This window comes from Deinococcus grandis (genome assembly GCF_001485435.1).
GTDB lineage: Bacteria > Deinococcota > Deinococci > Deinococcales > Deinococcaceae > Deinococcus > Deinococcus grandis.
Window position 1 is genome coordinate 1,685,974 of record NZ_BCMS01000001.1, and the last position, 22,101, is coordinate 1,708,074.

General features: G+C 69.8%; 17 protein-coding genes. 11 read left to right on the forward strand and 6 right to left on the reverse strand.

From position 1 onward, the window contains the following. Positions 1–15 precede the first annotated feature (15 nt). The 3 genes from DEIGR_RS08350 to tpiA all read left to right on the forward strand — a co-directional run bounded on the left by DEIGR_RS08350 (position 16) and on the right by tpiA (position 3,029). The gene (locus DEIGR_RS08350; RefSeq protein ID WP_058978620.1) at positions 16–1,188 is read left to right on the forward strand and encodes a phosphoglycerate kinase; all 1,173 of its coding nucleotides are present in this window, start codon (positions 16–18) and stop codon (positions 1,186–1,188) included. A gap of 82 nt (positions 1,189–1,270) precedes the next feature. Next, on the forward strand, positions 1,271–2,296 hold the full coding sequence (locus tag DEIGR_RS08355; RefSeq protein ID WP_058976543.1) for a GNAT family N-acetyltransferase: 1,026 nt from the start codon (positions 1,271–1,273) through the stop codon (positions 2,294–2,296). Position 2,297: 1 nt separating this feature from the next. Beyond that, entirely contained in the window at positions 2,298–3,029 is a 732-nt protein-coding gene (gene tpiA, locus DEIGR_RS08360; protein ID WP_058976544.1) for a triose-phosphate isomerase, read from the forward strand. Between the two features lie 235 nt (positions 3,030–3,264). Here the strand turns inward: tpiA and DEIGR_RS08365 are convergent, their stop codons facing one another. Next, positions 3,265–4,293 (reverse strand): potassium channel family protein, encoded by a 1,029-nt coding sequence (locus tag DEIGR_RS08365; protein ID WP_153013684.1) that lies wholly within the window; start codon positions 4,291–4,293, stop codon positions 3,265–3,267. A gap of 222 nt (positions 4,294–4,515) precedes the next feature. Here DEIGR_RS08365 and DEIGR_RS08370 point away from each other — a divergent pair, with 222 nt between their 5' ends. Further along, positions 4,516–6,258 carry a hypothetical protein gene (locus tag DEIGR_RS08370; protein ID WP_153013685.1) on the forward strand — a complete coding sequence of 581 codons (1,743 nt, stop codon included), beginning with the start codon at positions 4,516–4,518 and terminating at the stop codon, positions 6,256–6,258. A gap of 67 nt (positions 6,259–6,325) precedes the next feature. On the opposite strand, the gene DEIGR_RS08375 is transcribed toward DEIGR_RS08370, so the two are convergent. Genes DEIGR_RS08375 through DEIGR_RS08385 form a run of 3 tightly spaced genes read right to left on the reverse strand, consistent with a single transcriptional unit; the run spans position 6,326 to position 8,825 of the window. Then, the gene (locus DEIGR_RS08375) at positions 6,326–7,498 is read right to left on the reverse strand and encodes an acyl-CoA dehydrogenase (RefSeq protein WP_058976547.1); all 1,173 of its coding nucleotides are present in this window, start codon (positions 7,496–7,498) and stop codon (positions 6,326–6,328) included. 57 nt (positions 7,499–7,555) lie between these two features. After that, positions 7,556–7,801 carry a hypothetical protein gene (locus DEIGR_RS08380; protein WP_058976548.1) on the reverse strand — a complete coding sequence of 82 codons (246 nt, stop codon included), beginning with the start codon at positions 7,799–7,801 and terminating at the stop codon, positions 7,556–7,558. 22 nt (positions 7,802–7,823) lie between these two features. Beyond that, the gene (locus DEIGR_RS08385; RefSeq protein ID WP_058976549.1) at positions 7,824–8,825 is read right to left on the reverse strand and encodes an MDR family oxidoreductase; all 1,002 of its coding nucleotides are present in this window, start codon (positions 8,823–8,825) and stop codon (positions 7,824–7,826) included. Positions 8,826–9,132: 307 nt separating this feature from the next. Between DEIGR_RS08385 and DEIGR_RS08390 the strand changes: the two genes are divergently transcribed. The 5 genes from DEIGR_RS08390 (at position 9,133) to DEIGR_RS08410 (ending at position 14,270) form a co-directional block, all read left to right on the forward strand. Next, positions 9,133–10,467 carry a hemolysin family protein gene (locus DEIGR_RS08390; RefSeq protein ID WP_058976550.1) on the forward strand — a complete coding sequence of 445 codons (1,335 nt, stop codon included), beginning with the start codon at positions 9,133–9,135 and terminating at the stop codon, positions 10,465–10,467. Beyond that, positions 10,460–10,903: a cytidine deaminase gene (gene cdd, locus DEIGR_RS08395; protein ID WP_058976551.1), complete on the forward strand. Its 444-nt coding sequence runs from the start codon at positions 10,460–10,462 to the stop codon at positions 10,901–10,903. The genes DEIGR_RS08390 and cdd overlap by 8 nt, the downstream gene beginning before the upstream one ends. 269 nt (positions 10,904–11,172) lie before the next feature. Continuing rightward, on the forward strand, positions 11,173–12,345 hold the full coding sequence (locus tag DEIGR_RS08400; RefSeq protein WP_058976552.1) for an ABC transporter ATP-binding protein: 1,173 nt from the start codon (positions 11,173–11,175) through the stop codon (positions 12,343–12,345). Positions 12,346–12,544: 199 nt separating this feature from the next. Beyond that, a complete protein-coding gene (locus DEIGR_RS08405) occupies positions 12,545–13,297 on the forward strand; it encodes an ABC transporter substrate-binding protein (protein ID WP_058976553.1) in 753 nt (250 codons plus the stop codon). A 175-nt stretch (positions 13,298–13,472) separates the two neighbouring features. Further along, a complete protein-coding gene (locus DEIGR_RS08410) occupies positions 13,473–14,270 on the forward strand; it encodes an amino acid ABC transporter permease (protein ID WP_058976554.1) in 798 nt (265 codons plus the stop codon). A gap of 54 nt (positions 14,271–14,324) precedes the next feature. On the opposite strand, the gene DEIGR_RS08415 is transcribed toward DEIGR_RS08410, so the two are convergent. Together DEIGR_RS08415 and DEIGR_RS08420 are read right to left on the reverse strand one after the other, a co-directional pair. Next, positions 14,325–15,524 carry an AI-2E family transporter gene (locus DEIGR_RS08415; protein WP_058976555.1) on the reverse strand — a complete coding sequence of 400 codons (1,200 nt, stop codon included), beginning with the start codon at positions 15,522–15,524 and terminating at the stop codon, positions 14,325–14,327. 96 nt (positions 15,525–15,620) lie between these two features. Further along, positions 15,621–17,837, reverse strand: coding sequence for an ATP-dependent helicase (locus tag DEIGR_RS08420; protein WP_058976556.1), 2,217 nt, complete (start codon positions 17,835–17,837; stop codon positions 15,621–15,623). 119 nt (positions 17,838–17,956) lie between these two features. Here DEIGR_RS08420 and DEIGR_RS08425 point away from each other — a divergent pair, with 119 nt between their 5' ends. Both DEIGR_RS08425 and fdhF read left to right on the forward strand, forming a co-directional pair. Next, a complete protein-coding gene (locus tag DEIGR_RS08425) occupies positions 17,957–18,880 on the forward strand; it encodes a cation diffusion facilitator family transporter (RefSeq protein ID WP_058976557.1) in 924 nt (307 codons plus the stop codon). Positions 18,881–19,034: 154 nt separating this feature from the next. Further along, entirely contained in the window at positions 19,035–22,097 is a 3,063-nt protein-coding gene (gene fdhF, locus DEIGR_RS08430; RefSeq protein ID WP_083523976.1) for a formate dehydrogenase subunit alpha, read from the forward strand. Positions 22,098–22,101: the final 4 nt, after the last annotated feature.

Genomic DNA, 22,101 nt, shown 5'->3' on the forward strand with positions numbered 1-22,101 from the left:
CGCCAAGGAGTGAACATGCAGAACCTCAGTCAGCTGGATGTGCAGGGCAAGCGCGTGCTGGTGCGCGTGGATTACAACGTTCCCGTCAAGGATGGCTTGGTGCAGGACGACACGCGCGTCACGGCCAGCCTCCCGACCATCAACGCGCTGCTGGACGCGGGCGCGCGCAACGTGATCCTGATGAGCCACTTCGGCCGCCCGAAGAACGGCCCCGAGGAGAAGTACAGCCTGAAGCCCGTCGCGCCCGTGCTGGAGAAGGCGCTGGGCCGCCCCGTGACGTTCATTGCCGGGACCGCCGACAGTGACGAGACCCTGGCCGCCGTAGAGGCGCTGCCCGAGGGCGCGGTGGCGCTGCTGGAGAACGTGCGTTTCAGCGCGGGCGAGGAGAAGAACGAAGAGGGCCTGAACGGCAGGCTGGCCCGCCTGGGCGACGCGTTCGTGCTGGACGCCTTCGGCAGCGCCCACCGCGCGCACTCGTCCGTCAGTGGCGTGGCGGCGCAGCTGCCCCACGCGGCGGGCACGCTGCTGCAGACCGAGGTGGACGCGCTGGGCAGGCTGCTCGACGGCGCCGAGCGTCCCTACGTGGTGATCATCGGCGGCGCGAAGGTCAGTGACAAGATCAAGGTCATCGAGAACCTGCTGCCCCGCGTGGACAAGCTGCTGATCGGCGGTGGCATGGCGTACACGTTCATCAAGTCGCAGGGCGGGAAGATCGGGGACAGCATCCACGAGGACGACCAGCTGGACCTCGCGGCCCGACTGCTGCGCGAGTACGGCGACAAGATCATGCTGCCCGTGGACGTGATCGCCGCCGACGCGTTCAGCGCCGACGCGAATACCCAGGTGGTCGCCAGCAACGCCATCCCCGACGGCTGGCAGGGCCTCGACGCGGGTCCCGAGACGGTCAGGCTGTACAGCGAGGCGCTGAAGGGCGCGAAGACCGTGTTCTGGAACGGCCCGCTGGGCGTGTTCGAGTTCGAGAAGTTCGCGGGAGGCACGAACGCCGTCGCGGCCGCGGTGGGCAGCCTGAAGAACCAGGCGTACACCGTCGTGGGCGGCGGGGATTCCGTCAGCGCGATCAACAGGAGCGGCAAGGCCGACCAGATCGACCACATCAGCACCGGCGGCGGCGCCAGCCTGGAACTGCTCGAAGGCAAGGCCCTGCCCGGCGTCGAGGCGATGAAGTAAATCCGCACCGGGGAGGCCGCCGCGCCTCCCTGCTCGCCTGCGGCGCGTCGCCGCGACCGCCCGTGACATGCTGGGAGCCGACATGACCACCACCGACGTCCAGCACCGCGATCACACCGCCCTGACCGAGGAGTTCGCGCGGGCGCTCGTGGCGCACCTGAACCGACTGCGGGCCGAGTCCCACCCGGACGACCCGCCCACGGACCCGGCGAACGTGTGGGGGCAGATGCAGCACCTGCCGCCCATCCTGGAACTGGATTTCTGGACGGTGGAGGACGGCGGGACGATCGTCGCGCACGCGCGCACGCAGGCGTTCACGGTCGGGGAGAACGGGCATCTGGCCGAACTGGAGCTCATGGTCTCCCCTGCCGCGCGGGGGCGTGGGCTGGGCCGGACGCTGCTGGGCCACGCGGCGCGGGCCATGCAGGCGCGCGGGCGGACGCTGTTGATGGGGCAGACGAACGACCGCGTGCCTGCCGGTGAGGCGTTCGCGCGCCGCGCCGGGTTCCAGCCGGGCCTGAGCAGTCACGTCAACCGCCTGCTGCTCTCGGACATCCCGGACGGCCTGCTGGACGCTTGGACGACCCGCCCGGACGACGGGTACACGCTGGAGGTCTGGACGGACGGCGTGCCGGACGCGGACCTGGACGCGTACGCGGAGCTGCTGAACGTCATGAACAGCGCCCCGCGCGACGACCTGGACGTCGAGGACCACCGCACCACCCCCGAGGAGGTCCGCTCGATGGAGACCCTGACCCGCGCCGGGGGCCGGGTGGCGATCGTGGCGGTCGTCCGCGCGCCGGACGGGACGCTGGCGGGCCTGACGGACGTGTCGTGGCGGCCCGCGCAACCCGGCATCGTCAGTCAGGGGAACACCGGGGTGCTCCCGGCGCACCGGGGACACCAGCTGGGCCGCTGGCTGAAGGCGGCGAACGTGCGCGAGGTCGTGCGGCTGAACCCGAATGCCACCGAGATCCGCACGCAGAACGCGGACAGCAACAGCCCCATGCTGAAGATCAACACCGACCTGGGCTTCCGCCCGTTCATGGCGTCCACCGTGTGGCAGGGCGCCGTGACGGACGTGCTGTCCGGACTTGAAAGGAACTGACATGAAGAACCTGCTCGCACTGAACTGGAAGATGAACAAGACCCCCACCGAGGCCCGCGCCTGGGCGCAGGAACTCGGCGAGAAACTCGAGGCCGGGCAGGCGGAACTGGCCGTCATGGCCCCCGCGATCACCCTGAGCGCGCTGGCCGCGAACCTCCCCACCGGCGTGGGCTTCGGCGGGCAGGACGTGTCCGCGCACGAGTCCGGCGCGTACACCGGCGAGATCAGCGCCGCGATGCTCAAGGACGTCGGCGCGACGTACGCCGTCGTGGGCCACAGCGAACGCCGCGACTACCACGGCGAGACGGACGCGGTCGTGGCGGCCAAGGCCCGTCAGGCGCAGGCGAACGGCCTGACGCCCATCGTGTGCGTTGGCGAGAAGCTGGACGTGCGCGAGGCGGGCGAGCACGTCCCGTTCACGCTGGCGCAGCTGGCGGGCAGCCTGGAGGGCGTGGGCACCGACGTGGTCGTCGCGTACGAGCCGGTCTGGGCAATCGGAACCGGCAAGACCGCCACCGCCGACGACGCCGAGGAACTCGCCGCCGCGATCCGCGGGGCGCTGGAGGAACGCTACGGCGACGCGGCGGCAGGCATCCGCGTGCTGTACGGCGGCAGCGTGAAGCCGGACAACATCGCCAGCATCTGCGCGAAGCCGAACGTGAACGGCGCCCTGGTGGGCGGCGCGAGCCTGAAGGTCGCGGACGTACTGGGCATGAACGACGCGCTGAAGTAAGACTCGACTGGCCTGCCCTATGGTGGGCCACTTCACTCCACCATCAAGTGAATAGTTTCACGATTAATCCAGTGCGTGAAGGATTTGTTTCCATTCCATCCAGCACCCTCTATCGCCGATCTGAACGACGACACAAGTGTGTCCCGAGCGTCTCCGCCCGCATCAGGTCCGCCTGAACTGTCCACCTGGCGCCGGAGCGCAGATTCAGGGCTTCAGTTGCCAGAGCGTCTGCCGCTCAGTCGGCCGACTGCTCGTCCGCTGCGGGCGTCGCCACCTGATCCCAGCGCCACGCGCCGGCGCGGGCCATGGCGTGCAGGCGCACGCGCAGGGCCGCGTGGCTGCGCAGGTACTCGCGGAAGACCTCCGGGGACTGGAGGGACAGTCCGGCCTCACGCAGCGGCGTCAGGTCCGGCGCGGGCGGCACCTCGGCGTCGCGCAGGAGCGGGTGGCGGGCCTGGGTGCGCTCGAAGGTGCGGCTCAGGCTGTCCACGCTGGCCAGGGCACGCTTCAGGCCGCGTGGGCAGTCGCCGCGCAGCGCGCCCTGGATGATCAGCAGCGCCTCGCCCAGCGCGGGCAGGTGCAAGTCCAGCGCGTCCTGCCGGTCATGATCGTGGAAGCGGTGCAGGTAAGGGGAGTTCAGGTGCGCGGCGTCCAGGCGGTTCAGGAGGGGTTGCAGGTCCCCCGTCAGGCTGGACAGGCCGCTGTCGTGGTCCTGCACGGCGTTCACGATCAGGGCCTGCGCGCCGGGGCCTGCGCGGTGCAGCAGCAGCGCCAGTTCGCGCCGCTCGGACCGGGCCTGCGCGACGGGCACGACGAACGTGATGGCGAAGGTCAGCAGGAAGAATCCGTTGATGGCGGCCACGTCCGTCAGGACGCGCCAGAAGGCCTGCGGGGCAATGATCTCGCCCAGGCCGAGCGTGCTGATGGTGTATCCCACGAAGTAGAAGCACGCGATGAACGTGGCGGGCTGGCCGCTCTCGGCGCCGACCAGCGCGCCCGGTTGCGACCAGAAGATCAGCGTCCAGCCCAGCCACGTCAGCAGAGTCCACGCGGTGAGGGTGCCGGTGATGATCAGCGGCGTCGCCCAGGACAGCAGCGCGCGCCGTCCGGAGTGCTGCGCGGCGCGGCGCAGCAGGCCGTACAGCGGGCGGTGGATGGCGCGGCTCAGGCGGCCCTCGCCGGTCTGGATGCACGTGACGATCAGGTCGAGCAGGACCGCCACGACCATCAGCGTGCCGGGAAGCCAGAGGAGGGACCTGAGCATGAGGGGCATTCTCACGGGCCGCGCCGCGCCGGGGGATGCCGTGAACGTGGATGACCCTTCACGGTTCCCGGGCTGGTACAGTGACCCGGAGTTCAGTTCGGTCACGTCCCATCGTCCACGGTGTCCGGGGAACGCGCGCCGCCGCGCCCCGGCGAGTCTGCCCGGGTCGGCGTCCGTCCGGGGCCCCCTCATGATCACCGACTGCTGCCGTGTGAGGTCCGTATGCCTGTCTCCCCTGCCGTCCATCCCGTCGTTCTCGTGCTGGCCCTGTCCGGCCTGGGTCAGGCCCGCGCGGCCACCGCGCCCCCCGACCCGGAACTGATCCAGGCGGCGGCCGTGCTGTACGGCGCGGCTCAGGTGGGCGGCACCATTCGCGACTGGTGTCTGAGCCGCGCGCCAGGGGACCGCGCGGTGATCGAGCAGGGGTTCGCGGCGTGGCAGGTGGCGTCCGGCGTGCCGCAGCTGGAGGCGTACCTGAAGGCCGCCGCGCCGGAGGTCCTGCCCCGGCTGCGGGCCGTGGCCGGGGAGCGCCGCGCGCAGACCGAGGCGGCGCTGGACGCGGGCAGCGCCTCGCCGCGTGACGACTGCCGCGCCATCCGGGCGCAGCTCGGCACGTACGCGAACCTCGCGCAGCTGTACCCGGCGGAGTATGCGCGCACCGCTGCTCTGCGCCAGGGCGCCCCGGTGACCTCAGCACCCGCGCAGTCCGCCGCGCCCCCTGCCCAGGCGGGGGACGGCGGGCCGTTCATCACCGGCACGAACTTCGCTCCGTTCAACCGCGCGTTCGTCCTGAAGGTGCTGGGGGCGGCCGGGGGTCAGGCGCCGTTCACGGCAGGTGGGCCGCTGGGTCCCGGCGCGTTCCGCTGCGTGCGGGAGGACACCGACGAGGACAGCGCGACTGTCGCGGCGTACCAGTACACCCTGAACCTGTACGGGGACGGCGGGGTGCGGGTGGCGCAGGGCAGCGTCCGTCCGCGCAGCGGGGCCGCGTACGACCTGAAGGATCAGGCCGGGACCTTCATGTACGACCGGGCGTCGGGCACCCTGACCGTCACGGCGGACGGCGACAGTGACGTGCTGGAGGACCTGATCGTGGGGGCCGGGTCGTACGACAGCCTGATCCGGAAGGTCACGCTGTTCAACTTCTTCCGGGCGATCAAGGACCGCAGCGGGCGGACGCTGCTGTACGGGCAGCAGGCGTACGGGGCGCGGGCCGACACCACCCAGACGGTCTGCACCCCGGCGGGCGCGCCGGTCGGCGTGTCACCGGTCGAGCAGGAGCGGCGTGCGCGGGCGGAGGAGGCGCGGGTCTTCAACCTCTACCGCGCGGCGCCGGGGCAGGGTCTGAAGGCCGCGCAGATCGAGGGGATCGTCCACGGGTACGCCACCCGCTCCGACGGGATCAACGTGCTGGGCGAGGAGTCGGTGGTGCTGCTGCTGAAGGATGGCCGGGCGTACTTCAACCTGCGCTGGACCCCCAGCGACCTGAACGTGGCCGCGTCGGTGAAGGGCGAACCGACGATGTGGGGGCAGTGGCGGCGCCGGGGCGCGGCGCTGGAGGTGAAACGCGGCGCGACCTGGGCGGCACTGTCCGGCACCCTGGCCGTCCCTGGTGCCTCGCCCGAGCGGCTGAACGGCGACTACGAGTTCTTCTCGGCGTACACCTCGGGCACGCTGATGTCCGGCGCGACCGCCACCACCCGCGTGACGTATTCGTTCCGGCCGGACGGCACGTACACCCTGCGGGGCGGCAGTGCCGTGTACGGGAACCTGAATACCGGCGCCACGCAGACGACCGGCGCGGCGGTCGGCAGTGACCCCACGCGCAGCGGCACGTACCGGTTCGACGGGTACACGCTGGAACTGCGGGACCGCGCGGGGACCGTGACCCGCACCGTCGCATTTTTCTGGGACCGGTCGAAGACACACCTGTACCTGGGCGACCGGTCGTACACCCGGCAGTGACGGGCAGAAGGGGAAGGGGCAGAGGGGCACCCGGCGGTCGCCTCGGGCGCCCCTCTGTCGCAGGGGTTCAGGTCAGTTCGTTGAAGACGGCCCGGCTGATCACGAGCTGCTGGATCTCGCTGGTGCCCTCGTAGATCTCAGTGACCTTCGCGTCGCGGTACAGACGCTCGACAGGGTACTCGCGGCTGTAGCCGTTCCCGCCGAAGATCTGGATGGCGTCGCGCGTGACGTCCACGGCGGCCTCACTGGCGAGCAGTTTGGCGATGCTGGCCTCCTTGCCGTACGGGCGGCCCTGGTCCTTGAGCCACGCGGCCTTCAGCGCGACCAGCCGGGCGCTCTCGATGCGGGCGGCCATCCGGGCGATCTTGAACGACACGCCCTCGAATTCCCGCAGAGGTTTGCCGAACTGCTCGCGCTCGGCGGCGTAGCGGGTGGCGTGTTCCATCGCGGCGCGCGCGATCCCGAGGGCCTGCATGGCGATCCCGATGCGGCCCGCGTCCAGGCTGGCCAGCGCGATGATCAGGCCCTGGCCTTCCTCGCCGACCATGTCCGCGTGCGGGACGCGCACCCCGTCGAAGGTGACGGTGGTGGTGTGGCTGGCGTGCAGGCCGAGTTTCTCCTCGGGCTTCCCGAAGCTCAGGCCCGGCGCGCCGTTCTCGACGATGAAGCAGGACACGCCGCGCGCGCCGCTCCCGCCCGTGCGGGCCATGACGAGGTACGTGTCCGCCTGACCGCCGCTGGTGATCCAGGCTTTCGTGCCGTTCAGCACCCAGTCGTCCCCGTCGCGGGTGGCCTGCAGGCGCAGGCTGGCGGCGTCACTGCCCGCGCCGCTCTCGGTCAGGCAGAACGCGCCGATGTGCTGCCCGGCGGCCAGTGGGCGCAGATAGAGGTCACGCTGCGCGTCGGTGCCGTAGCGCAGGATCATCTGCTCGGGCAGGCCGTTCTGCACGCTGACGATCACGGCGACACTGGCGTCCGCGGCGGCGATCTCCTCGAGGCACAGGGCGTACGTGACGGAGTCCAGGCCCGCGCCGCCCCACGCCTCGGGCACGGTGGCGCCCATCAGGCCCAGGTCGGCCAGGCCGCGCAGCTGCTCGCGGGGGTAGTCGCCACTGCGGTCGAACTGGGCGGCGTGCGGGGCGATCTCGGCGCGGGCGTAGTCGCGGACGTGCTCCACAATCAGGCGCTGGTCGCTGCTCAGCGCGAAGGACATGCCGGGGTCGGCTTCGGTGACGGTCATGCCCCCAGGCTACCAAACGACCGTTAGGCAGCGTCCAGACCGCTCGGCCCGGTCCGCTCAGGCCAGCGCGGCGGCCAGGGCCTCCTCGATGCCCCGCCCGCGCCAGCCGGTCTCGACAGTCGCGGCCTCGCCACCCGGCCAGCGCAGGTGCGCGCCGATCACCGCGCCGCCCGCGATCGCCAGCGCCGCGCCGCTCAGGGCGTCCAGCGGCGCGTCCGGGCACAGGCGCGCGGCGGCCGTCCTCAGCGCGGGCGCCAGGGGCAGTGGGGGGCGGGTGACGCGGACACGGGCGGGCAGGTTCACGCCGCGCAGTGTACCGCCCGGGTCAGCCGATCTCGATCACGGTGCGGCCCCGCACGCGCCCCGCCAGGATCTCGGCCGCCAGCGCGGGCACGTCCGAGAGGGGCCGGGTCTGCGTGACGGCCTCCAGGCGGGCGGCGGGCAGGTCACGCGCCAGCCGCGCCCAGGCCGCCTCGCGCCGGGCGGGGGGGCAGTTGACGGAGTCGATGCCCAGCAGATTCACGCCGCGCAGAATCAGCGGGAATACGGTCGCGTTCAGGTCGTGCCCGCCCGCCAGGCCGCACACGGCGAGGCTGCCGTGCGTGCGGGTCGAGGCGTACGCTCCGGCCAGCGTGGCGCCGCCCACCGTGTCCACCACGCCCGCCCAGCGTTCCTTCTCCAGCGGGCGGGTCAGGGCGGGTAGCTCGTCACGCCCGATGATCCGCGCGGCGCCCAGGTCACGCAGGTACGCTTCCTCCTGGGCGCGGCCGGTGCTCGCCACGACCGTGTGCCCCGCCCGGGCCAGCAGGGCCACGGCGGTGCTGCCCACGCCGCCCGCCGCGCCGGTGACGAGCACCTCGCCGCTGCCGGGCGTCAGGCCGTGGTCCTCCAGCGCCATGACGGCCAGCATGGCGGTGAACCCGGCCGTGCCGACGCTCATGGCCCAGTGGGCGTCCGTCCCGGTGGGCTGCGCGACCAGCCACTCGGGGCGGGCGCGGGCGCGGGTGGCGTACCCGCCGTCCTGCCGCTCGCCGATGCCCCAGCCGGTCAGGATGACCGCGTCGCCCGGCTGCCAGCGGCCCGAGGTATCCTCGATGACGGTGCCCGCGAGGTCGATGCCGGGCGTCATGGGGTGGGTGCGCAGCACGCCGGGGCGGCCACTGACGGCCAGGCCGTCCTTGTAGTTCAGGCTGGAGTGCGTCACGCGGATCAGGACATCCCCGTCCGGCAGGGCCGAGAGCGGCAGGGTCTGGAGTTCGGCGCGGGAGCCCTGGTCGTCCTTCAGGACGCGCAGGGCGCGGTAGGTGTCGGGGGTGGCCTGGGTCATGCGGGGTGCCTCCTGTGGATGTGGTGGGGCCAGCGTACCGCCCGCGCCCACGTTCCCGCACGGGTGACGGCCCGGGCGCCGGGACGACTGTCCCCCCGCCCAGTGGGGTGTGTTATCCTCGCAACTGCTATGGAGCCTCCCAGTTCCGGCTCACGTACCGCGCCCGGAGAACACCGCCCGAGGGCGGCGTTTTTGCCGTGGCACCCCACTTCCGGTCACCGACGCACCCGCCTGAGCAACCGCCGGGCGGGGCGGGCAGCTTGCGCCTTGCGGATGACCATGACGCGACCCTGGAGCGCGTCCATACATGAATGATCTGCTCGGAATCGTCGCCCTGTTCTTCCTGGTGCTCATGAACGGCTTCTTCGTCGCGGCGGAGTTCGCGCTCGTCAGCGTGCGCCGCACCCGCATCGACCAGCTGGCCGACGAGGGGAACGCCACTGCCAAGGCCACGCAGAAGGCGCTGCAGAACCTCGACCTGTACATCGCCGCCACGCAGCTGGGCATCACCATGGCCAGCCTCGCGATCGGTTTCGTGGCCGAGCCCGCCATCGAGCACCTGCTGCACCCGCTGTTCCCCGAGGGGCAGTTCAGCGAGGCGCAGATCACCGCGATCTCGTTCGGCGTGGCGTTCGCGATCAGCACCGTGCTGCACATCGTGTTCGGGGAGCTCGCGCCGAAAAGCTGGGCGTTGCAGCGCAGCGAGCAGGTCAGTCTGGTCGTCATCCGGCCCCTGCTGATCTTCACGGCGATCTTCAAGTGGGCCATCAAGGGCCTGAACGCGCTGGGCAACGGCGTGGTGCGCCTGTTCGGCCTGCGCGGCGTCGCCGGGCATCACACGGCCTACTCGGAAGAGGAGATCCGCATGATCGTCAGCGCGTCCAGCCAGGAGGGCGTGCTGGAGGACGACGAGAAGGAACTCGTGTACAACGTGTTCGACCTGTCCGACACGACCGTGCGCGAGGTCATGACGCCCCGCATCGACATGGTGCTCGTGGACGGGGCCGCGCCGCTGCGCCGCCTGCTGGACCTGAACGCCGAGCACGGCTACTCGCGCGTGCCGGTCTTCCAGGACACCCCGGACAACATCGTGGGCATCGTGCACACCGGCGACATGCTCGCGCACCTCGAGACGCTGGACCACACCCTGATCGCGGACGTGATGCGCCCGGTGTACTTCGTGCCCGAGGGCATGAAGATCAAGGACCTGCTCGCCAAGATGCGCGACAAGAAGAGCCACATGAGCATCGTCGTGGACGAATTCGGCGGCACGGCCGGTCTGGTCACGCTGGAGGACGCCCTGGAAGAGATCGTGGGTGAGATCTACGACGAGACCGACGACGAGGAGGTCTCCATGATCGAGGTGATCGGCGAGGGCGTGTACCTGATGGACGCCAGCCTGACGGTCGGCGAGGTCGAGGAGCGCCTCGGGGCGAACATCGAGGACGGCGAGGGTGAATTTGATACCCTGAGCGGCTTCATGACCAGCCACTTCGGGGACATCCCGGAGCCGGGGCAGCACTTCACCCATAACGGCTGGGCTTTCACCGTCGAGGACGCCGACCAGCGCCGCGTGACCCGCGTGCGTGTGGAACGCGCCCCGCAGGTGAACGAGCTGGAGACCGAGGACACTCATGAGTAACGCCAACGCACTGAACCTGACCCCCGACCCCCAGCTCCTCGAGGGCGCGAAAGCCGCCTTCCGGCAGGCGTACGCGCCGTACAGCAAGTTCCATGTGGGCTCGGCGCTGCGCACCCGTGACGGCCGCGTGTTCTTCGGCGCGAACGTCGAGAACGCCAGTTACGGCCTGGGCCGCTGCGCCGAGCAGAGCGCCGTGCAGGCCATGGCCACCGCAGGCGAGCGCGACTTCACCGACATCGTCGTGTACTCCGAGGCGACCCCGCCCGCCAGTCCGTGCGGCGCGTGCCGGCAGGTGCTGTTCGAGTTCGCGCCGGACGCGCGCGTGGTGTGCGTGAACCAGCACGGCGACATCGTCAGCGGGTACGTGCGGGATTTCCTGCCTCACGGCTTCCGTCTGGAGCAGCGCGACGACGGGCACGACGTCGGTACGGAGTAGTCGGCGCGGAAGTACGCGCGGCCCGGCGGGGGCGGTGTGCGGTCAGGGGAAATCCCCCACCGCGTACCGCCCCCGCCGCGGCTCATGTCTGGATTTCAGCGTGTGGGCGGCATTCCGCGCGCCGGGTGGGCGTGGTATGCTGCGCTCGTCAGCGCGGCTTCAACGGACACCTGGGCTTCATTCACGTACCCCGGTTACCCGATTCTTCCTCACCCCAGCGGTGCGGAGCCATTCACGGGTAAGAGCAGGGGCGAAAAGGTAGGCACGTCATGGCAGAAGTGATTCTGGAGCACATCAACAAGCGCTACGGCACGAAGCACCACGCGGTGAAGGACTTCAACCTGCACATCCAGGACCGCGAGTTCATGGTGTTCGTCGGGCCGTCCGGCTGCGGGAAGTCCACGACCCTGCGCATGATCGCGGGCCTGGAGGACATCAGCGACGGCATCCTGAAGATCGGTGACCGCGTCGTGAACGACGTGCCGCCCAAGGACCGCGACATCGCGATGGTCTTCCAGAACTACGCGCTGTACCCGCACATGAACGTGTACGAGAACATGGCCTTCGGCCTGAAACTCCGCAAGACGCCCAAAGAGGAGATCGACAAGCGCGTGCGTGAAGCCGCGAAGATCCTCCAGATCGAGCACCTGCTGGGCCGCAAGCCCAAGGAACTCTCGGGCGGTCAGCGTCAGCGTGTGGCGATGGGCCGCGCGATCGTGCGCGAGCCGAAAGTGTTCCTGATGGACGAGCCGCTCTCGAACCTGGACGCCAAGCTGCGCGTCGAGATGCGCTCGCAGATCAGCCAGCTGCACCGCCGCCTGGGCGCCACGATCGTGTACGTGACCCACGACCAGGTGGAGGCCATGACGCTCGGCAACCGCATCGTGGTCATGCGGGACGGCGTGATCATGCAGGTGGACACCCCCATGAACCTGTACGACTTCCCGCAGAACAAGTTCGTGGCGGGCTTCATCGGCAGCCCCAGCATGAACTTCCTGACGGGCCGCGTGCAGAACGGCGAGTTCGTGATCGGCGAGAACCGCGTCGGCGCGATGGGCCGCCTGGGCCAGAGCCTGAAGGCCTACGAGGGCAAGGACGTCCTGATGGGCATCCGCCCCGAGCACCTGGGCATGGTCGGCATGACCGACCTGCCGCGCGGCTCGAACGTCCTGCGCGGTCAGGTCGTCGTGGTCGAGCCGCTGGGCGCCCAGACGGACCTGATCATCGACGTGGCCGGGCAGCACATCACCGCGAAGGTCGAGGGTCAGGCGAACGTCCTGCCCGGCGACAGCATCGAGCTGCTCGTCGACCAGACCCGCCTGCACGCCTTCGATCCCAGCAGCGAGGCCGCCATCGACCGTGGCACGCCCGCCGGGACGCGCGGCCAGGCCGACACCCCCGGCCTGGGCTACGAGTACGCCGCGCCCGTCAGCACGTACTGAGTGACCTGACCTCTGCCGCCGCCGGGGCCGCCACCTCCACCAGGAGGGCGGCCCCGGCGGCGTTCAGCGGCCCTTCATGTGAGGGCGCGCGGGTGCGGTAGAATCGCGGCACCCGTTACAGGTCCAGCCCCGGGCCGGTCATTTTCTCCTGCGTTCCGCGCCGGTCGGTGCCTGGTTCCACCCCATTCAAGGAGTCCGCATGAAGAACGTAGTCCTGACCCTCGCTGCACTGACCCTCCTGACCACCGCGCAGGCCCGCACCTGGGCCGAGATCAAGCAGTCCGGCACCGTCAAGATCGCCACCGAGGGCGCCTTCCCGCCCTTCAACGTCATGAAGGGCAAGGAACCGTCCGGCTTCGAGGTCGAACTCGCCAACGCGCTCGCCAAACAGCTGGGCCTGAAGGTGCAGTGGGTCATCCAGCCGTTCGACAACCTGCTGATCGGCCTGGGTCAGGACCGCTACGACTTCGTGATCGCCAGCCACGGCATCACGCCCGAACGGCAGAAGGCCGTGGACTTCACCAACCCGCACTACTGCACGGGCGGCGCGGTCGTCACGAAACCCGGCGGGCCCATGAACGCCGCGGCACTCAAGGGCAAGACGGTCGCCGTTCAGGTCGGCACCACGTACCTGGAGAACGTGCGCAAGGTGCCCGGCGTGAAGGACGTCAAGACCTTCCCCAAGGACACCGACGCGCAGGCGGCGCTCATGGCGGGCCGCGTGGACGCCTGGGTGGGCGACAAGTTCACGGGCCTGGATCTCGTGAAGGCGCAGAAGGGCAAGGTCGTGCAGGGTTCGCTGCTGTTCAACGAGAAGATCGGCATGGCCGTGAAGAAGGGCAACGCCAGCCTCCTGAAGGAACTGAACGCCGCGCTGGCCAAGGCCATGAGCGACGGCACGTACGCGAAACTGAGCGGCAAGTACTTCGGTACGGACGTGCGCTGCAAGTAAGCGCTCGTGACCGCGCGCCCCGCTGCCCGTCCGAGGTGGCGGGGCGCGTCCCGCTGGGCCGGATGCGGGTCGCCGCCCCAGGCAGGGTGGGGCCGCGCGGCGCGGAGTGTGGCACAATCCTGCAAATGCAACCCGGTTCTCCATCCGAGCACGCCCCCCTGACGCGGAGGCTGTCATGACCGCCAAGCCCACCCCGCCCCGCGCCAGCCAGCCGCTCGGCCTGGGCGCCCTGCTGCTGTGGCTGGGCGGTGCGGCGGTCGCCTTCCTGGCCCTGTTCTGGCTGATCACGCTGATCCTGCGGCAGATGCCCGACCCGATCGGCCCGCGCGCCGACCTGTTCGTGGACGGCGCGCGCATGACCCTGCAACTCACGGTGGTCAGCGGCCTGATCGGCCTGATCGTGGGGACCATCGCCGGGATCCAGAAGACGAGTGCGCTGTGGATCGTGCGGGCGCCCGCCAGCCTGTTCATCTGGCTGGTGCGCGGCACGCCGCTGCTCGTGCAGATCCTGTTCGTGTACAACGCCCTGCCGCCCCTCCTGAAGGGCATCGGGATCGACGTGCAGCTGAACGAGTTCTGGTCCGCCGTGATCGCGCTGTCGCTGAACGTGGGGGCGTACAACGCCGAGGTGATCCGCGCCGGGATCCTGGCCGTGCCGCGCGGGCAGACCGAGGCGGCCCGCAGTCTGGGCCTGAGCGGTCCGCAGACCATGACCACCGTGATCCTGCCGCAGGCGCTGCGCATCGTGGTGCCGCCGCTGGTGAACAACCTCGTGGCGCTGCTCAAGGACTCCTCACTGGCGTCCAGCATCGCGCTGCTGGAACTCACGCTGGCCGGTCAGCGCGTGTCCTCCGAGAGCTTCCTGCCCATCCCGGTCCTGACGACCGTGGCGGGCGTGTACCTGGCCCTGACGACCGTAATGACGTTCTTCACCGATCAGCTCGAACGCCGCCTGAAGATCGCCACCCGCTGAACCCACGCAGAAGGAGGCGCACCCCTGAACCCGGGTGCGCCTCCTTCTCGCTCTTTATCGTTCGGTAGGCAGTTCCTCGCGGGCGGGAGCGGCGCCGCCACGCACGCCGCGGTACAGGGGGCTGCGCAGCCAGTAACGGCTGGTCCAGCGCTTGAGCAGGACCGCGCAGGGAATGGCGAGGATGGCGCCCATCGCGCCTGCCAGGGTCAGGCCCACCAGGATCGCGATCAGGATGCTCGCCGGGCCGATGCTGGTGCTGCGGCCCATGACCATCGGCCCGATGACGTTCCCGAGCAGCTGGTTGATCACGAAGTACAGCGCGCCGACCTCCACGACCGTCGTCGTGCCCTGGGGGATGGCGAGCAGCATGGGCGGGATGGACGCCACGACGATCCCCACGTATGGAATGAGGTTCACGAAGGCACTCAGGATGCCCAGCGCCAGGGCGTTCGGGACCTTCAGGATGAGCAGGCCGGTCGTGGCGAGCAGCGCGCAGGCGATCGCGGTGATCACGGTGCCGCGCAGGTACATGCCGAAGCTGTCGCTGACGTCCTCGGCGAGTTGCAGCACGGTGGGCTGCCACGTGCGCGGGAAGAGCTTCAGCAGGCCCGCCCCGAAGGTGTTGTACTCGAACATGAAGTACATGGCGAGGGTCAGCAGCAGGCCCAGCTGCCCCAGCCACCCGACCAGTCCGGACAGGGTGTCCAGGACGTCCGGGCCGGAGGTGACCAGCCGCTCGATGAGCGGCCCGGTGTTCTCCGTGAGGTTGGAGGTCTGCGTGTCGATGTACGCCGTGACGCTGGCCTTCAGGCCCGAGGTGCCCGGAATGCTGTCCAGGCGGTCCAGCAGGGAATTGACGATCACCTTGAGGTTGTGCGCGAGGTACGGCAGGCCGTCGATCAGGCCGCGCAGCTGTGAACTGACCAGGAATCCCAGCAGCGTCAGGGCGCCCGCCAGGATCACGATCAGCAGCAGCACGCCCACCGCGCGGCCCACCCGGTGGCGTTCCAGCCAGGACAGGATCGGGTTCACGAGGAACGCCAGTGCGTAAGCCCCGAGGACCGTCACGATGACGCTCGCGAGGTGCCCGAGCAGCCACCCGCCGAACTGCAGGGCCAGCACCCCCACGAGCGCGAACACGATCAGGCGGAACGCCGCGTACTGCCACAGCGACCGCAGGAACTCCTGGATGGACCCGGTGGACTGCCACGGGGCAGGCCGGCCGGGCGGCGGGGAGGAATCGGGAACACTCACGGCCCTATCGTGACAGGTCCAGTCCCGGGGGCGCCTCTGCGAGTTTCTTGGGAATTGCGCGCCCAGCGGCCCGATTCCGCCCCCCCGCATCCCGGTTCAGGCGGGGCTGAGGTTCGCGAACTTCACGAGCAGCTTCTTGGTCCCCGCGGACGGGAAGTGCACGGTGACCTCCTGCCGGTCGCCGACGCCCGCCACGGCCAGCACCTGCCCCTCGCCGAACTTGGGGTGCCTGACCTTCTCGCCGCCCCGGAAGGCCATTCCGGCGGTCATGGGGCTGGTGTTCTTCACGGCGCTCGGGGCGGGCACGGTCGGGCGGTACTGTTTCCAGGTCTTGGCGCGGTACTCGATGACCTGCCCGTACGGGTCGATGGTGTCGAAGTGCCCCTCGATCTCCTCGAGGAAGCGGCTGTCCTCGGCGGCGTTCGTCTTGCCGAACTGCATGCGGTTCTGCGCGGCGGTCAGGAACAGGCGTTCCATGGCGCGGGTGATGCCCACGTAGAACAGTCGGCGTTCCTCCTCGATGCCGCCCGCCTCGACCAGGGCGCCCTTGCTGGGCAGCAGGCCCTCCTCCGCGCCCACGATGAACACCACGGGGAACTCCAGGCCCTTGGCGTTGTGCATGGTCATCAGGGTGACGGCGTCCTCCGGGGCGCCCTTGTTCTCGGTCTTGGTGCGCATGTCGTCCACGCTGGACAGCAGCGCCGCGTCGTCCAGGAAGTCCGCGATGGTGCCGTCGTGTTCCTGCGCCCATTCCTGCGCGGCGTTGATGAGTTCGTCCAGGTTCTCCATGCGCACCTGGCCCTCCTGCCCCTCCTGGCGCAGCAGGTCGAGGTACCCGCTGGTCTCGATCACGAAACGCAGGAACGGCGCGGGGTCGTAGTTCTCGGCGGCGTCCGCCATGGCCTCCATCAGCGCGGCGAACTCCACGGGGCGCGCCGCGCCGCGGTCGAGGATGCGGGCCTGTTCGGCGTTCGCGCAGGCGGTCAGGAGGCTGGTGCCGTTCGCGCGGGCCCAGTCCATCAGCTTGATCATCGCCGTGTCGCCGATACCGCGCTTGGGCCGCCCGATGATGCGGCGCAGCGCCACGTCGTCACTGGGGTTGATGGCCAGCCGGGCGTACGCGAGGATGTCCTTGATCTCCCGGCGGTCGTAGAAGCCCACGCCACCCACGATCTTCGCGGGGATCTGCACGCGCCGCAACGATTCCTCGAGCACGCGCGACTGCGCGTTCGTGCGGTACAGGATCGCCATCTCGCTGAACTTGCGGCCCTCCAGGGTGTGCAGGCGCGTGATCCACTCCGCGACGAAATCCCCCTCGGCGCGGTGGTCGGTCGCGCGGTGGAACACGACCGGGTGCCCGTCCTCCTTGACGGCCTTGAGGGTCTTATCGAGGCGCTCGGCGTTGTTCTCGATCAGCCTGTTCGCGATGGTCAGCACGCGGGCGCTGGAGCGGTAGTTGTGTTCCAGCAGGTACACCTTCGCGTCGCGGTAGTCCTTCTGGAAATCCAGGATGTTCTGGATGTCGGCGCCTCTAAATTTATAGATCGACTGGTCTGGATCCCCGACGACGAGCAGGTTGCGGTCGCGGCTGGCGAGCAGGCGGGTCAGTTCGTACTGGGCCTTGTTGGTGTCCTGGTACTCGTCCACGTGGATGAACTTCGCGCGGTTCTGCACGGCGTTCAGGACGGCGGGGACTTCCTGGAAGAGGCGGACGGTCTCGGTGATGAGGTCGCCGAAGTCGATGGCGTTCTGGCCTTTCTTGCGCTGTTCGTAGCGGCGGTAGACCTCGGCGGCGGCCTCGCGGGGCACGCCGCTGATGTAGGGTTCGCCGCTGCGGGCGATCTGGTCGGGGGTGAGGAGGTTGCTCTTGGCGCGGTCGAGGATGCCGCGCAGGACGCGGGGGTTGGTGTCCGGGCCGATGCCGGGCACCGAGCCCATGACTTCCTTGAGGATGTCGAGCTGGTCGTCGTCGTCGTAGATGACGAAGCCGCGTTTCAGACCGATGTGTTCGCCGTAGGCGCGCAGGATGCGCACCCCGGCGCTGTGGAAGGTGCTCATCCAGAGTTTGTCGGCGCCGTCGATGAGGTGGCCCGCGCGTTCGCGCATCTCGGCGGCGGCCTTGTTCGTGAAGGTCACGGCGAGGATCTCGCCGGGCTGCACGCCGTAGTGCTGAATCAGGTGGGCGATGCGGTAGATGAGGGTGCGGGTCTTGCCGCTGCCGGCGCCGGCGATGACCAGGGCCGGGCCGGTGTAGTGGTCGGCGGCCTGGGCCTGGGTGGGGTTGAGCTGGGCAAGGAGGTCGGGCTCGGTCACCGAACGATTGTATCAGGGCGCGTTCTGCACAGGACAGAATCGGCGGGCGTCATCCAGGTCTGGGCTGTTCCTGCACGGGGCACGGTGTTCGGCGCACCTAACCCTGCTACGCTCCGCCAGTGACCGTTCCCTCCGCCTCCCAGCAGTCCTCGCAGCGCGCCTCCCGGCTGGCGCTGGGCAGCATTCTCGTGGCCGTGGTGGTCCTGGGCCTGAAGTTCCTGGCGTACGTCCTGACGGGCAGCGTGGCCCTGTACTCGGACGCGCTGGAGAGCATCATCAACGTGGCGGCGGCCGTCGCGGCGTTCATCGCGCTGCGCGTCGCGGCCCGCCCGGCGGACGCCAACCATCCCTACGGGCACACGAAGGCCGAGTACTTCAGCGCGGTCGCCGAGGGCGTGCTGATCGTGCTGGCCGCCGCCGCCATCGTGCGCGAGGCCCTGCCGGTCCTGATGAATCCCGCCCCGCCGGAGGGCGGCACCGGGCTGGTCGGTCTGGGCGTGAACCTGGGCGCCAGCGCCCTGAACGCGCTGTGGGCGACGGTGCTGCTGCGCCACGGGCGGGCGCTGCGCTCCCCGGCGCTGCTGGCCGACGGTAAGCACGTCATGAGCGACGTGGTGACCAGCGTGGGCGTGCTCGTGGGCGTGCTGGCCGCGCGCCTGACCGGACTGTACTGGCTGGACCCGCTGCTGGCGGTGCTGGTGGCGCTGAACATCCTCTGGAGCGGGTGGCTGCTCGTGCGTGACAGCGTGGGCGGCCTGATGGACGCGGCGGTCGATTCGGACACCGAGCGGCGCATCCGGGCGGCCATGAGCACGGCGGGCGCGGGCGCGCTGGAGATGCACGACCTGCGCACGCGGCATGCGGGCAGCCTCACGTTCATCGAGTTCCACATGGTGGTGCCGGGCGACATGACCGTCACGGAGGCGCATGCCATCTGCGACCGGCTGGAGGACGCCATCCGCGAGACGACGCCGGACTGCTCGATCAACATTCACGTGGAACCGGCGGACAAGGCGAAGCATCACGGCGTGCTGGTGCTGTAATCCCGCGTCCGGTCCCGTGGCCCGGCTGCGCAGGCGCCGGGCCGCTGTCCTGTCCGCGCATGAGTCCGCGCCTGCATGAAGTCTTGATGCATCCGGGATGACTTGCGCGTGGGGGGGCCGCGCCTATACTCGCCGGAGTTTCAAGGGAGGACGTATGGGCGAACTGGACGTGCCGAACGACGCGCATATCCGCAGCGAGGTGGGCCCGACCCGGCCGCCGCGCGGGGCGCAGGTGCAGGTCATGGTGGACGGGGCCGCGCAGGCCGCGTGGGCAGGCGAGCCGCTGGTGGACGTGATCAACCGCGCGCAGATCGAGCTGGCGCAGGTGTGTTACCACCCGCAGCTGGGCCCCCTGCAGACGTGTGACACCTGCGCGGTCGAGATCGACGGCGTGGTGGGCCGCGCGTGCGGGACGCCGGTGCGGGCCGGGATGGTGGTGCGCACGCAGACGAACGCCGCTCGCGCCGCGCAGCGCGACGCGTACGACCGGATCGTGGCGAACCACGACCTGTACTGCACGGTGTGCGACAACAACAACGGGAACTGCACGGTGCACAACACGCTGGGCGTGCTGGGCATCGACCACCAGACCCGGCCCTTTCAGCCCAAGGGCTTCGAGAAGGACATGAGCAATCCCTTCTACCGCTACGACCCGGATCAGTGCATCCTGTGCGGCCGCTGCGTGGAGGCCTGCCAGAACGTGCAGGTGAACGAGACCCTGACCATCGACTGGGAGGCGGAGCAGCCGCGCGTGCTGTGGGACGGCGGCAAACCCATCGGCGAGAGCAGCTGCGTGAGCTGCGGGCACTGCGTCACGGTCTGCCCCTGCAACGCCCTCCAGGAGAAATCCATGCTGGGCGAGGCGGGGCTGTTCACCGGGATTCCGCTGCCGGTGTGGAACTCGGCCATTGACGTCGTCAAGGGCGTGGAGGCCAGCGCGGGCCTGAAGCCGATCATGAACGTGTCAGAGATCGAGTCGGCCGCCCGTGACCGTTACATCAAGAAGACGAAGACGGTCTGCACGTACTGCGGCGTGGGCTGCTCGTTCGACGTCTGGACGGACGAACGGCACATCCTGAAGGTCGAGCCGGGTCTGGGGCACGCCAACGGCATCAGCACCTGCGTGAAGGGCAAGTTCGGCTGGGACTACGTGAACAGCGAGGACCGCCTGACCAGTCCCCTGATCCGTGACGGGGACCGCTTCCGCGAGGCGACGTGGGACGAGGCGCTGGCGCTGGTCGCGCGGCGCTTCACCGAGATCCGCGCGGCGAAGGGACCGGACGCGCTGGCGTTCGTGGCGAGCAGCAAGGCCAGCAACGAGGAAGCGTTCCTGGTGCAGAAGTTCGCGCGTCAGGTGATCGGCACGAACAACGTGGACAACTGCTCGCGCTACTGCCAGTCCCCGGCCAGCAAGGGCCTGTCCCTGACGGTCGGGATCGGCGGGGACAGCGGGACCATCAAGGACATCGAGAACGCCAGTCTGGTGATCACGGTGGGCAGCAACACCGCCGAGAGCCACCCGGTGCTCGCCACCCGCGTGAAGCGCGCGCAGAAGCTGGGGCACACGCGGGTGATCGTGTTCGACATCCGCGAGCATGAACTCGCCCGCCGGGCCGACGAGTTCCACCGCCCGAACCCCGGGACGGACTTCGTGTGGCTGGCGGCGGTCAGCAAGTTCATCCTCGACAACGGGCTGGAGGACAAGACTTTCCTGGCGGAGCGCGTGAACGGCCTGGACGAGTTCCGCGCGTCCATCGAGGCGTACACCCTGGAGCGTGCCGAGCGCGAGACCGGCCTGAATGCGGCGACGCTGGAGGCTCTGGCGCGGCGCATCGCGGGCGAGGAGCGGGTGTGCATCCTGTGGGCGATGGGCGTCACGCAGCAGTGCGGCGGGACCGACACGAGCGCCGCGATCAGCAACCTGCTCCTGATCACCGGGAACTACGGGCGGCTGGGGACCGGCGCGTACCCGCTGCGCGGCCACAACAACGTGCAGGGTGCGTCGGACATGGGCGCGCAGCCGGACGCGGTCAGCGGGTACCAGAAGGTGGACGATCCGTTCGCCGTGCAGCGCCACGAGCGCGAGTGGGGCGTCACCCTCCGCCCCGAACGCGGCCTGGACAACACGCAGATGATCGACGCGGCCATCCGGGGGGACCTGCGCGCCATGTGGATCACGGGCGAGGAGATGAGCCTCACCGACGCGAACGCCAACCACCTGCAGGAGGGCTTCGAGGCGCTGGAGTTCCTGGTCGTGCAGGACCTGTACTTCACGAACACGGCGCGCTTCGCGGACGTGATCCTCCCGGCGGCTGCGTCGCTGGAGAAGGAGGGCACCTTCACGAACACCGAGCGGCGCATCCAGCGGCTGTACGAGGTCATGCCGCCTCTGAAGGGCACCAAGCCCGACTGGCAGATCTACACGGCGGTCGCCGAGCGCATGGGTCACCGCTGGGGCTACACGCATCCCGCCCAGATCATGGCGGAGATCGCGCGCCTCACGCCGCACTTCGCCGGGGTGAGCTACGACCGCCTGGAGGGCTACGACACGCTGTGCTGGCCGGTCGCGGAGGACGGCACCGATCAGCCTCTGCTGTACACCGAGCGCTTCAACTTCCCCGACGGGAAGGCGCGCCTGTACGCCGGGGAGTACCGGCCCCGCCAGCAGGCGCCGAACGACCAGTTCGACCTGCACCTGAACAGCGGGCGCATGCTGGAGCACTTCCACGAGGGCAACATGACCTTCCGCGTGGCGGGCATCGCCGCGAAGGCCCCGGACGCGTTCGTGGAGATCAGCCCCGAACTGGCCGCCGAGCGGAACATCCAGAGTGGGCAGTGGGCGCGGCTGGTCAGTGAGCACGGCGCGGTGAGGCTCCAGGTGCTCGTGACCGGGCGGGTCAGCGGGAATCAGGTGTTCGTGCCCATGAACGCCCGCAAGGCCGAGGACGCCGTGAACCGCCTGACGGGCTCGCAGGGCGACGCGACCACGAACACCCCGGCGTACAAGGACACCCGCGTGCGGCTGGACGTGCTGCACGACGTGGGCCCCAACCCGCTGCCCGCCACGAACCCGCGCTGGGGGCACCCGACGCCGCAGCAGGGCGTGGAGGTCGAGCGCAAGTGGGCGCGGCCCGACTACGTGTTCCCGGGCGGGCTGCTGCCCATGCACGGCGACAGCCTGAACGCACGAGCCGACGCGCTGGGCGCCGATGACTGAGCGT